At 54.0% G+C, this 12,973-nt stretch carries 9 protein-coding genes and 1 pseudogene; all 10 read right to left on the bottom strand.

Annotation, left to right across the window (positions count from 1 at the left end; genetic code table 11):
- Positions 1 to 27: 27 nt before the first annotated feature.
- A complete protein-coding gene (gene tssE / locus JO226_RS02680) occupies positions 28 to 471 on the bottom strand; it encodes a type VI secretion system baseplate subunit TssE (protein WP_293489819.1) in 444 nt (147 codons plus the stop codon).
- A complete protein-coding gene (tssJ, locus tag JO226_RS02675; protein ID WP_293489817.1) occupies positions 471 to 1,010 on the bottom strand; it encodes a type VI secretion system lipoprotein TssJ in 540 nt (179 codons plus the stop codon). The genes tssE and tssJ overlap by 1 nt, the downstream gene beginning before the upstream one ends.
- The gene (tssG, locus tag JO226_RS02670; RefSeq protein WP_293489815.1) at positions 988 to 2,070 is read right to left on the bottom strand and encodes a type VI secretion system baseplate subunit TssG; all 1,083 of its coding nucleotides are present in this window, start codon (positions 2,068 to 2,070) and stop codon (positions 988 to 990) included. The genes tssJ and tssG overlap by 23 nt, the downstream gene beginning before the upstream one ends.
- Complete coding sequence (gene tssF / locus JO226_RS02665; RefSeq protein ID WP_293489813.1) at positions 2,034 to 3,788, bottom strand: type VI secretion system baseplate subunit TssF; 1,755 nt, start codon at positions 3,786 to 3,788, stop codon at positions 2,034 to 2,036. The genes tssG and tssF overlap by 37 nt, the downstream gene beginning before the upstream one ends.
- A 33-nt stretch (positions 3,789 to 3,821) precedes the next feature.
- Positions 3,822 to 5,414: a type VI secretion system protein TssA gene (tssA, locus tag JO226_RS02660; protein WP_293489811.1), complete on the bottom strand. Its 1,593-nt coding sequence runs from the start codon at positions 5,412 to 5,414 to the stop codon at positions 3,822 to 3,824.
- Positions 5,414 to 8,791, bottom strand: coding sequence for an ImcF-related family protein (locus JO226_RS02655; RefSeq protein ID WP_293489809.1), 3,378 nt, complete (start codon positions 8,789 to 8,791; stop codon positions 5,414 to 5,416). Before JO226_RS02655 ends, tssA begins: the two co-directional genes overlap by 1 nt.
- Positions 8,792 to 8,796: 5 nt before the next feature.
- On the bottom strand, positions 8,797 to 10,227 hold the full coding sequence (locus JO226_RS02650; protein WP_293489807.1) for a hypothetical protein: 1,431 nt from the start codon (positions 10,225 to 10,227) through the stop codon (positions 8,797 to 8,799).
- Positions 10,227 to 10,490 carry a PAAR domain-containing protein gene (locus JO226_RS02645; RefSeq protein WP_293489805.1) on the bottom strand — a complete coding sequence of 88 codons (264 nt, stop codon included), beginning with the start codon at positions 10,488 to 10,490 and terminating at the stop codon, positions 10,227 to 10,229. The genes JO226_RS02650 and JO226_RS02645 overlap by 1 nt, the downstream gene beginning before the upstream one ends.
- Positions 10,491 to 10,693: 203 nt before the next feature.
- On the bottom strand, positions 10,694 to 12,652 hold the full coding sequence (locus JO226_RS02640) for a hypothetical protein (protein ID WP_293489803.1): 1,959 nt from the start codon (positions 12,650 to 12,652) through the stop codon (positions 10,694 to 10,696).
- Between the two features lie 12 nt (positions 12,653 to 12,664).
- Positions 12,665 to 12,973, bottom strand: a pseudogene (locus tag JO226_RS02635) (hypothetical protein); the annotation flags it as partial.

Here is a 12,973-nt window from a genome sequence, read left to right as displayed (position 1 = left end):
GGAAAGTATCAATGTCAGAAAAGAGGGTTACAGCCGGGCGCGGGTATCAATAAACTGCTGCTGTTTGAGGTGGCGCAGCAAAATTTTCCCTTCAGGCATAAATTCCGTGCCATAGCGCACCAGGCCTGCTTCATAGAGCTCAGCGTCGATGGCATAGCGTAATTCTCCGGGTTGCGTTTGCGGGAGGATCACAACACCGACGCGTTTAAGACGCGGTTCGTATTTCAGCAGCACTGAGGAAAACGTCGTCATCAGTTGGTGCACCGTACCCGGCATACCTTGCAGAATGCGGGTCATATCCGGCAAACCGTAATCGGGAAGATGTTTGATGCTCCCCGCCCGGCTGTTGAGAATACGCTGCATATTGTCCAGCACTGACAGAATAAGCTGATTTGCCTCACTTACCTGCGAGAGTGTCAGCCCCCCGGTAAAATTGTCGTACAGCATCTCATGCAGGGAAGGACGCGACATTATTTGCTCTCCAGCGGGATAAGCTCCAGCCGGTTACTCCCGGCTTCCAGTACGCGCGGTTTGTCAGGATCCAGCGCCTCTCGCTCGAGCACCTGTTTCCATCCCTCGTGGGTCAGGTCGGGATAGCGGAACAGCCCTACGGCAGCGACAAATTTAGCCTCCGCTTCCATTGGCATATCTAAAGAGACATCGCCGCCGGGCTTGATGACCCGCTCGCGGCTGGCGAGCAAATCCGCCTTCAGCAGGGTATCGCCCTCATTTAACAACTGCTGATAGGTGATTTTATCGAACACTTTGCGATCCTTAAGTTGATACACCCGCACCACCATCGGCACTGAGAGAGAGTTGCTCTCCCGTGCATCGGTATTCAGCGCTTCACGGGCGGTAATATCGAGATGCAGCACCTCTATTTTTTTATAAAACACCGCGTTAAATGCCGATTTGGTGCCATCGCTGACGCTCTGTGTCAGGCCGCAACCGCTCAGGCTGAGCGCCAGGAGTGTCCAGATTGCAGTTTTAGCTAAATTGGTAGGTAACACGGCGATTTCCTTTTGTCTGTTTCGCAGGCGGCAGCCCGCGGTAATAGCCCAGTTCTGTGGTAAACGTCGGTGGGATATCCGGCAAGATCGCGCCGCCCTCAACGCCCAGCACGCCGTTCATTCCCAGCCAGAGCGGCGCCTCCCCAAGCGGTGGAACGCCGAGCATCTCCGTTGCCACGGTCAGCGTGATTTTTGCCTTAAAGCGCCAGCCGAGATACACCCGCAACATGACCAGAAAATCCTGATACAGCTGACCGTCCGGCTTCCAGCCCTGCGCTTCCTGCGCATCATCGGTCGTCAGCGCAATCAGCAACTGGCTGTTGGCATCCATCGCCTCATCGCCAAGCGGCGTATTACCATCCAGCAGAAAATCTTCGTTGCCATAAAAGCCCACGGGTTTACTGACCTCCACCGGCCGCAGGCAGTACGGGCTTACGGCAACCTGCGTCTGTGGCGCCAGCAGCTGTACCAGCGCCCGCATCCCTTCCTGGGTTTTCCCCGGTTGTCTCAGCACGCCGAGCAGCGCCAGAAAACGTGATACCGGGGTGGCGATGTGGTTCGCCGTACCGGGGATCCCCAACCCCACCAGCCCGAGCAGCGACTGGGAAATAGCATCAACACCCCCGGCTTCAAACGTGGCCGGGTACGAATACTTCCGCCAGATGCGATAAAACTGGGTCAGGATGCGGTGGCTGAAGATATCGAGGAACCCCTGTAGCGCCTCATGGCCCTCTCTGCGCTGGGCGATGTCGTCGAGATAGGTCGTCGGTAGCGGCGAATCCACGCCGTACATCCCCATAAACGTCGTGCGAACCACTGGCGGGATGGCGTCGTCCTCGTCGTACTCCACGGTTTTCAGTTCGCTGGCGGGAAAACCCATCCCGGGATGCGGACAAAAACGCACCGGCTCGTCAGCCGGATGGCTGGTACTCCCCAGCAGCGGTTTAGCTGACTGCCGCTTCTCAAGCAACTGGCAAAAGCGGTAGAAATTTATCCGCGTCAGCTCTGATTCCAGACGCGGACTTAGCCGGGAATGCGGCGGTTGTGCTTCTCTTCCCATTCAAGGCGCTCTCCGGTAGGTTGCAGGGTGATAATCAGACGGTTAAACAGGTAGATATCGGTATAGAGGGCGAAGAAACGACTTAACATTTCGCCAAACAGGCTGATATCGCCGGTCCCGGCGAAGCCATGGCTGTCGAGCGTGACGTCAATCTGCACCCCGCGCACCAGATACCCCTGTTCGAAACGTTCGATTTCGCTGTGGCGCACATCGATAATCGCCTCCAGCCGCCGACGGTTCATTTCACCGTTTGTCCACTCGTACAGCGCCAGAGTGCCGCGCAGGACTTCGGCGTTATCCATCATCGATAAAAAGCCGCTGCCGAGATGGCTCAGCACCCGCCAGTGGAAGCGGTCGCGGTCCGGCGGGTAACAGGGCAACGTGGGCGCACAGAGGTTACGCACGCCGATGCTGACCGATGTCGTTTTCATTACCGTGTCGAGCACCGTACTTTGCAGCGCCCGGCGCGGCAGTTGCCCGTTGGTGCCGGTCAGCGTCAGCGACAGGCTCTCATCTGCCGGTACGGTATGGTTATCAAACGCCTCGCCGCCGAGAATGAGCCACGTGTTATGCAAGCCGGACGGCCCACGGCGCACGCGGGTGTGGTAGTAATATTCCGGAGCGTCGTGACGCAGCATGCCGCCTTTATGGCGAAAGCTGGAAAATGGGATGTAGGTGTGACCGCTGGAAGAGAGTACCGAATCCACAGCGTAAATCTCGGTGTGACCGTCCTGAATACGCATTGGCCGCAGCATATATTCCGTTTGCAGCGAATCGAGGGTCAGTGGGTCGGATTCCAGTGGGAACAAGTTAATCACCGGCACGCAGTTCAGGCGCAGGTGCTTTTCCGTGAAGCTGAAATCGTGCTCCCAGCGCTTAGCCAACACCACATCAATCTCAAACCACGGCAACGCGGGCGGGAAACTGACGTTTTCCAGGCCGCGCAGCGCGGTGAACATAAATTTTTCCCGAAAGGTGAAGTATTCGAGCAAGAGCTGATAGCCGCTAAAACTGCTGCTCCCCTTCGGCCACAGATCATCATCGTCGCCAAACCCTTCTGCGGTAAACCAGCCCTCCAGCGGCTGGCGCTCCCCTCCACCGGGCAGGCGCAGCCACATCCGGGCAACGTCAGAGGTGAAGGCTTCGTGCATGGCGCAGGCCAGCGGCGCATCGGCATTGAAATAAAATGGCAGGCGGTTGAGATCCAGACGGCGCCAGTCGGCGAGATCGCTACAGCTAAAGCGCAGATTCACCACCGAACGGCCATCCGGGTCCGTGGTGAGCCGCGCCTGCTCCAGCGCGAGCGGCTGCAGATGGCTATCGCGCGTCGTGGTATACCGGCAGCGCGTCCCCTTCTCTCCCATCGGGCGCGACAGCACCTCAAACCCCTTCGCAATAGTCATCGGTTCTTTCAGTTCACGCCACTGCGGGGTGAACTCGACAATCGACATGGAAGGGATAGTACGCAAATAGTGCGGCCACAGCAGGCTGACCAGCCCTTCGGTGAGCTCCGGCAGGTCATCGTCAAGCTTTTGGCGCAGCCGTCCCATCAGGAAAGCAAAGCCTTCAAACAGGCGTTCGACGTACGGGTCGCGCGCACCGGCTTTATCGATGTTCAGCATAGCCGCCCTGTCCGGATGGGCGCGGGCAAACTCTTCACCGGCTTCAAGCAGGTAGCGCATTTCAGCGTCGTAATAACGCAGGGTTAAGTCATCCATAATCGTGTATTTTCGTTTGAGTCTTCTGAAGGGTCAGTTGCACAGGACCGCGGCGCGCGCCGGGTCGAGGGAGATTAAGCCGGAAAGAAGCGCGTCAAGCTCCGGCTGCAGACGGGTTTTGTCCGCCTCGCTGCGCACCGCTCTGGCACGCAACAGCTTCAGGCGACGCGCCTTCACCTCAAACATCAGCTCCGGCGTCCACTGCTGTAATGTGAGGTTTTGCGAGCGGTTGTCGAGTTCGCCGAGCAGATGCAGCGCCATGTCGTTTCTGCCGTATTGCTCGGCAACACGGGCCATCAGCAGCCGCATCAACCACTGGTCGCGCGGTGACGTCAGGCCTGGGCGCGTCTGTAACCAGTTCAGCGCCGCCTCAAAGCCCTCGCTGTCGGCGAGCGTCAGCACTTCCGGTTCAAGCGTGAGGATACCGTCCGCCGCAGGCAGCGCCGTAATGGGCTCCTGCTGCCAACCTGCCAACGTTCCCTGCACTTTCTCGGCAATCCAGTTCTGGGTCACTTCATCGGCAAACGGCGTACCGTCGCTGAACGCCAGCGCCTCAAGCCCAGGCAGACGCGCCAGCAGCCCCTGGAGATCCCGACAAATAATCTCTGCGCGCACGCCGTCACTGTCGAGTTTCATCAACGCCTGCCAGGTGTACCACTGCACGTCCAGCCAGAGATGATTCACCCCTTGCGCCATCAATGTATCCGTCTGCTCAAGCAGTTCAGACCAGCTCTGCTGCAAATACAAGCGTTTAAGGTGCGCCCGGTGATCCGGCTTTGGCGGTGTGAGACGGGTTCGTCCGCTGGCGTCCAGCGGCGGCAGTTCGGTCAGCGTATCCCAGCGCACGCTTTTCATCAGATGGTGCCCGGCGAGCCAGCCGCCCTCCCGATCGCGCAAATATTTCGCCAGTACCTTCGCCTGATCCAGTAAATCCCGCCCGGAACTGACGGCGCTTATCATCGGCGCGGACGGTGTTAACGGTGTCGTGGAGGGATTTTCTTCGCGGCTGGTTTGCGGCACCAGGCTGTTTGCTCCGCCGCTTTGCACCAGACGGTTTTCCAGCGCCTGATACAGCGCGGAAAACTGTGGACGAACCTCATCATTGAGCGGTGCTATCGCCCGCTCAGCCAGCATCAGCGCGCCGACAATCCGCTGCATTACCGCAAGGTCAACCTCAGGATACAGCGACAGACTGTCGAGAACGCGACTGCTGCACAACCACTCCAGCGCCGATTTCCGGCTGCGGTCGCGCTGCGGCCAGAGCTGTGCGCCAAAACGTTGCAGCATCCCCGCCAGCAGCTCCAGCCCTTCCGCCAGCCCGCTTTCCCCGTCACGGTGTAATCTCGCCCAGGCATAGAACGTGATAACTCTGACATCCTTGCTCACCGTGGTGAGTAATTTTTCCGCAAGCTGACAGATGAGATCGGTATCAATGCCGCTGAGCTTGTTAACCTCTTCGCGGATCTGCTGAAAATCGTCGTCATATCCCGCATCGTCCCCGGCGGGAAGCGCGTCGCTTAGCGGTTCAAGCCACCGACGCCAGTCGCTGACATGCCCTTGCGCCTGTTGTCGCAGCGCGTTCTCATCCACCGCGCAGGCACGGAGTAAACTTTCCAGGCTTGCCATTATTCCGCTCCATCCGTGTCGGTGATATCACTGTCATGACTCAGCCGTGCGTCACTTGTCGTCGCATCAACGCTGAAGATTTTATCCGGCAGACTAAACCCGCGCAGACCCAGCAGCGCCAGCGGACCATTGCCCAACTGCGACCGCAACACCCATTGCAGTTTGCGCCCGTCAGAAGCGGTAAAGGTCATCATCCACTGGCTGCGATCGAGCTGCTGACGCTTGCTCTGCTCCAGCCAGCGGATGAACCCCCATGTGCCGCTGTAATCGCCGAACAGCCGCGCCCCAGCGCTGGTGGAGGTCCAGGTCAGCGTCGTGCCGGGTTTATAGGTTTCTCCCGGCCAGCGGAAGGTTTGCCAGTCCGCCATCTGGTTAAAGTAATGCAGCTTTTGTCCGTCAATGGTCAGTTGGGTCTCCACAACCTCAGGAACCGCACGCGCCTGAAGCTCAAAACTGATCCCCTGACTGCCATCGGTGAACAAAATATCCGACAACTGGCTCAGTTGATTCACTGCCCGCAGGAACGCCGGATTAAAGGTCAGCCCCTGGCTGTGGGCGCTGTCCGGCACCCACTGGCTACCTTCTTTGTGCAGCACGCCACTGAGCTCGGTCGTCAGGAAACGCTCAATCCGCCCGCTGTCTTTGCGGATAAACTCCGCCAGCATCGGCAGCGAGGCATCGCTTTTGCTTGCCGCAAACGGATAGCGACTATCAAACGCCGTATGCCAGTTGGCCACCACCGCCCGGCTCCAGCGGTCGTTCAGGCTGGCGGCGGAAGGCTGCAGCACCGTTTCCCAGGCCTGCGTCAGCGGCTGGACAAACATCGTGCGGCCAAAGCCGCTCCACTCTTCGCCCAGGCTTGCCGCCACCAGGCTGCCGTACTGCTGGGTGTCGGTGAGATCGACACTTTTGCCCTGAAACACCGTCTGCGCCAGCGTTTGCATCATCTCCTGCGGATCGTTACTGCTTGCCACCTGTTGCAGACGCAGGCGCACACGGGTAATGCGGGTCAGATATGTTTGCAGGCTCAGGGAATTGTCCGCAGACATCACGTTGTTGGCTTTGTTCTTTCCCATCAGCGTCAGCAGCGGTCCGAAGGTATCATCGAGCGGCCCCTGCGGCCCGGCGGCACTCTGGTCGATAGCCGGTTTGTCTTTGTTGCCCATCAGATCTTTAGCGGACTTGAGGATGGAATCCGAAATCCCTTCGCTTTGCTGACCGGACCGCCCCTGCCATGCCAGCGTATTCATCAGCGCAATCACCGGGGACTGGCGCACATCGCTCATCAGCGTCAGTTGGTCGGTGACGTCTGCGATGTTGTTCACCGGATTCCAGTGAAGGCTATTGAGGAAACTGAGCCAGCTCCCGGCGAAATCGGTAAAGTAACGTTCGGTGAGGCGCGCCTTCAGCGCTTGTGGCGAAATATCGCCAGAGACGGATTTGCGACTGTCGCTCAGTACCCAGTCAATCTCATCGCGGCGTGAGCTAACGGCTTTCTCAATCGCCTGCTGAATTCCCCCTTCCCACGCCTGACGGGTGAACATCCCCGGCACCACTTCATTGGTCGTGAACAGACGGCGGGCATCGGTACCGTTGGTCATGTCTTCCAGCGTCACATCCGCGAAATTACGCCGTACCGATTTGAGCATATTTTCGTACAGGGTGCTTTCCGCATTGCGACGACCAATTTGCTGGAGTAAAACCTGACGGCTCTGGCCGACCAGCGCACCGTCCGGAGTGATTTTCCACTGCGGTTGATGCGGCAACTCGTTGATGTAAAAAGACCAGAGATCAGGAGACAGGCTCTGCCAGAGCCCGGTGGAGACGCCTGGACGCGTCGGTTGTACCGTTTGCATTGTGCTGGCATAGAACGCCCCGTCCACTTTGTCCGGGTGAGCCATCATCAGCCAGGCTTTCAGACGATCGTAACCCGATTTTGCCAGTTCGGTACGCTGCGGGCTGTTCGGCGGCGAGTTGACCAACTCGTTGAGCGTTTGCATCAGCGCGACGTTTGCCGGGTCGCGAATCAGGCGGTTATTCGCCACGCCGTACCAGGGCAGCATCGCGCTGAGGAGCTGTGCGTTATGATCGAGCCCAAAACGCTGATACCAGGGCGCGCCTTGCTGGATGCGGTATTGCAAGCGTCCGGCATCATTACGTAACGCATGCAGTGCGGTTAGCTGGGTATCTGAAACGGCTGATTGCTGCACCAGAGCCTGAACTTTCTCCGCTACCGACACCATTTGCGCGCGGTTGACCATAAAGGCGATCAGCATGCCTGCGCCCCACAATCCCATTAACGCCATGATCGTCAGCGCCAGAGAGCGTTCCCAGGCCATTCCGACGCGACGGCCACGAATGCGGGTACAGTCGTCTATCACCCCCTGCCAGACGGCGGGTAAGGTTAGCGCATGGTGTAAGGCGGGGAATTTATCCTCCCGTTCCTGCGGATGTTGCGGGAGACTGAACGTCACACCGCGTAAAGGCACCCGCTGCTGTGCCGTATACAGCCACGGCGCCAGATGCCTTTTCCAGCGTTCGCCGTCGCCTTGTTCAAACTGCTGCGCCAGGCGCAGGAGAAAATCGTATGACGGGTTTTCCGCAATCTGGGCAATTCCTTGCTCCCGCAAGGGTGGCAGCAACCGGGTAAACTGCGTCTGTACCTCTTGCGCCGTGGCGCGCGCCGAAAGCATCAGCCCTACCGCCTGTTCCGTTCTTCCCTCCTGCGGCCAGTCGCTGCCGCACAGCTGCCACAGATATACCGGCGGCTGGTAGCGAAGCAGTTCGCCGATTTTCTCCAGACCGCGCAGGTCGCTGTCGCTCATCTGCGGCGTCAGCGTTTCCTTCTGACCAATCACACGAATGATGCCATCCAGCGGGCGGCCCCAACGCAGCTTGCGCAACGCGGTAAATTTGTCGCTATCGGGGGCAGCGGTAAGGGGGCCGCCGTAGAGAAGGACGGTGCGGTTGGCTTCGAGCCAGTGTAACGACTGTAAACCAGGCGCAAGCTGCTCAATAGCCGTGATTTCTCCAGTCACCAGAAAAAGGCGAACTTTGTGACGCCAGAAAAGGTTATAACGACTGAGCAAATACTTTTTAAGTTGAAGATACGTCTCCGTATTTGCCGCATAAGTTTCCCTGTTCTGATCAGTACCGTCAGGGATAACCGGCGTATTTCCCCGGTATACTTCCAGAACAAAAAAGAAAAGTGTGCATAGCAGACAGGCCAGAAAAACAGCGACCACGATAAAATACCAGGATGACTGACCATTATCTAACAGTGGTAACTGGCGGGTCTGTGCAAAGAGAAAAAGAATAAGCAACAAAACAGCAAAAATAAGGAGCCCTGCCCCTCCAAATCGTAATAATTTTTTCATGCCGGTTATTCCTTTCCGGACTGTCGGGCAGCCTTAATAAATTGTGAGTGTTGTACTCGTGCAATAATGTGGCGCAACAAAAACGCAATGCCTGGTAACGTCACAATCAAGGAAAACAGTAGGATAACAATCCCTGTCCATGAAAATGCCAGCGACGGAATATGTTGTATAATGCCGACCACCGCAGCATTGAATAGTAAAGCCAGCATCACCGAACCAGCAGGAAAAGGAGGGCGGGAGGCTGAACCGGGCTCCATATCCATCACCGGCGCACAATTCCCCAGCGTCACCGCCCAGGATTCATTTTCATTCTCGCAAAGTAACCACTGGCTACTCACACCATAGCGAGTCATTTCGGACGCGACAGCAACCATTAACCATCCGGACAACCCGCCATACCCACCAAAGTGTGCATCGAAATCAATGACACCACCCGTTCCGATATCACTATAAAGGGGTAATGAAAGCTCATTGAGTATTCGTCCAACCCCCAGGCTGGGCGCGTCGGGAAGCCCACTGTGCCAGACCAGATGCTTTTTATTGGCGCTCTGCTGCCCCATGTCGCGTAGCGCTTTCAGTTCAAGCAACAGCGCGCTACTGTTGAGCGGCATTGCCCGAAATAAACGGATCGCCGTTTTTTGCTCCTCTGCCGCCAGCAAGCTACCTGGTACAAACAATAACGCGCTGGCAAACTCAGGCAAGGACTCACCCGGTTGACGATAATGCAATGCCAGAACCAGTACGGGATCACATGAAGATAATACTGTCTGATTCCAGTCACCATATGGCAATGCGTTGGACAAAATATGTATCTCAGGGGTCCAGGGAAACTGTTCATCGTTCCAGAGCCGATGAAGTACCTGTAGCTCCTGTTCATTATCAGAGGTGGACGTTTGTACCAGTACAGTCAAATGACCCGATGGATATCGTTTAAGAAGCTCGCCCTTTGTACGATCACTCAGGACACGACACAGTTGTTCAAAACGGGAGATACCCGGTGTTAGCTGCTCATCCGGTAATACCGTCAAAGGAGGAGAATCATCATCGCTTTCCTGTACAACCCCTACAAGCCGGGGAAGCAGTTGGGGATCGGATGACAGAGTGACATGTCGAACGACAAATAGGTGTTGATGAACTCTTGCACGCCACAAATTATGCATATTCTGGCGCCACTCATTCCAGTTCCAGACACTTACAGCCTGAGTCTCCCACCATAATGAATAGGCCGTAATTGCGATCGCGATACCCGTCAGCGTTTTCATGGTCAAAGGAAGCCAATATCCGCTGGCCAAGGAGGGTAATCCACCGACCGGCGAGTGCAGAACGACCCGGACCAACCCACAGAAAATACCCGTCAGAATTATCAATAAGCAAATCCAGGGTGACCAGGCTCGCGTCTCATTTTTCACCGGTATATTCGGTAATGACCATCCCATCAGCCAATCTCCATATCCTGCAAACTTGCAAGCACAACCGCGCCGCACTGCGTTTTGCTGAGATGTAATACGATGCCACGCCCATTTTCTTCATAAGCGGATACATCACATTCGACAATTTTATTTGTTCCGTGCTCAGGGCAAGTGACAGTATCATTTAACAGCGCCGCTTTTTTCCCTTCAATTTCAAGACTGGATGAAGCGGATGACACTTTACCTCCATGTGAAGTGGCGTCCCCTAAAACAACCACATATTTCCCCATTTACCACTCCTTAGGTTCAATACTGATAAAGTAAATCCTTATTTAAATCCAAGCTAACAACAAGAAAACCAGAGTATATAGAGAATACACTATCACTCATGAGATATATTTCACTAAATAATAGACTTGGATATTTCTTAGTAGATAAGCCCTAACATATCACTCCCCCAATGATTTATACCCCCCCCATGGAGTAAACTTTATTACTTTTTAGTGCTAAGGAGAGCTAGCGCTTCAGACTGTTTTTTTACAGCACCAGGTTCAACATCGTCTTTTATAATTGAAGGCATCTCAGGAATATCAAGATTACCATGCCAATAATAGTCATCACTTTCTAACCAGTCTGCCTCTCGCCTCAACTCGGCAAGGCTGGCGCGGTCCCAAGAATGCCAACAATAACCTATCGGTAAATCATAGGCCACGACACGACTCATAAAACGTTGATCCATTGGCAAAGTGCTATGGTCTGTTGGGCGTTGAACATAAGTTCTTATTTCCTCTAGCATCTCTTCACGAGATTGTTTTTCATAACCAATTCTGTCTTGCTTTTCCCCTGGACCAGGCTGGTAATACTCACTCGGTTTTTTGGGTACCATTTTCCTGTCAAAATACCCGTAAAGAGAAATATAGTAGCGATAGTCGGAATCTACTGGGCGACCAGAATATATATCTCCATTTTGGATAGTGTCTTTATCAACCTGTCCATAACCATATCCCACCTTACCCGTCTGCATTTCTTTACTACGATAATCTTTATCGAAATCCTTTAACTCCTCCGCAGTCAGCGGTTCTGGCACAACAGGAGCATTAATCGTAATTTTTTGTCCATCGGGGGGGTTAGGCCAGGTTAACTTCTCCATAACCGTAGTTGTGCTATCCCAAAATGGTTTTCCATCCCCAAGATCTCTGAAATGGGTCTGTGTATCAGGAACATCTCCACATGGAGTATTCCGCCCCAACATGCGCACAGACAACGTACCTCCTGCCTTCATAAACAAGGGATGTGATGCCGTAAAGTGGCTGGTCTCAGTATTTGGCAATCCCTGCCAACCGATGCTTCGGAGCGGGGATGACCCCATCACTCGATCATGTGGATTACAGTAGATCCACGTTGTCCCGTGATTATCTCGCTCTGGTAATCCGTTATGTGTCTTGCCTTCTGGTGACCAGCTTTCACCGTCGCTACTGACCCCAGCTAACAAACGATCACATCCCTGTTGTTGAAGACGTTTTCTGTTTTCTGCTACTTTTTTTACGATATCAACAAATGTCGCCTCTCTGGCCTCTTTACTGATAATTTCACTCAAGGGATAAGAAATATACGTCGTTGATTCATTCTCTAAGGCATAGGGAGAATTCATCACAAATAGAGCATCAGGCGCTTCTATCGCAGCAGCGGCCAATGCAACCATCGTTCCCTGGCTATGTGACAATACAGTCACCGTATCTTCAGGGTGGTTATCGCGAATTTTTTTTATCAACTTTGCAAGACGACCTGCTGCATGTGCGTAATAATGTCTTGGCGGGGCGGCAGTTAACAGTCTGTCTCTTTCCCCATTTAATAACTGTGTGCTGAAGGGAATGGGTAGTCCGAGAATTGATGGCCAATTATCGAATCCTGTTTCACTCCAGAGGCTAACTAACTGATTACACCCATTTTGAAAGGGACCACCACCCCAAAAGAACGGCCCTTTGCTTTTGCGCTCATCTGGCGAAAGATCGTAGTAATTATCACCCTGCTTATTTTTTAGTGGGATGGCATATTTGTCGGTTTCGTTATCTTGTGCACGGTACCCCCAATAGAACCGGATCACGGGGGAACGACCTTCGTCTTTTATTTTCCTCGGAGGTATTATCCATTCCTTGATTTTATCCTTACTCCAGTGCGGGGAAAAGTATTTATTCGGCTCTAACTTCATCAATTCTAAACCCAGCCTTTTATTCAACCCATCACACAAAGCATTTTCTGCATGATCATACCACTCACCTTCAGAGTTAACTCCATGGACAAAAACAATAAGGCCTGGTAACTGTAAAGGTGGCTGAACCTCAGCGTTAATTTTTATATTTTTATGAGATGTTGTTGAGTATGCAAAAGGAAGCCCATTATCGGTTGAATAAACCTCAACCTTTCTAGTTGGTGAAACTTTATCCTCACTCATCATTATCTCCAATTACTGTCTTGGCCCCAATGTACGATTGCACTGCATTTCTTCTTGCATTACATGCGATACATCCATGTTAAACTCCTTTTGGTATTCAGGACCAGTAACACCTGGATAACCATTTAATTTTGTAGATTCTTCATCTGGATCGAATGTCCATTTATCGACAGAACCATTGGTAGAAACTCTATTTCCATCCCAATATTCGATCAAATAGAAACCATTATTTGTGACCAACATGTCGTAGTTCCTTGTATCTCCATTTGGGTCCTGTGTATTCGAACCATAAGTCACCGAACGCATTGTTTTACCACCATC

The organism is Pluralibacter sp. (assembly GCF_019237635.1).
Taxonomy (GTDB): Bacteria; Pseudomonadota; Gammaproteobacteria; order Enterobacterales; family Enterobacteriaceae; genus Enterobacter_B.
The sequence above is the reverse complement of the archived record's forward strand: the minus strand, read 5'-3'. Positions and strand labels throughout refer to the sequence as shown.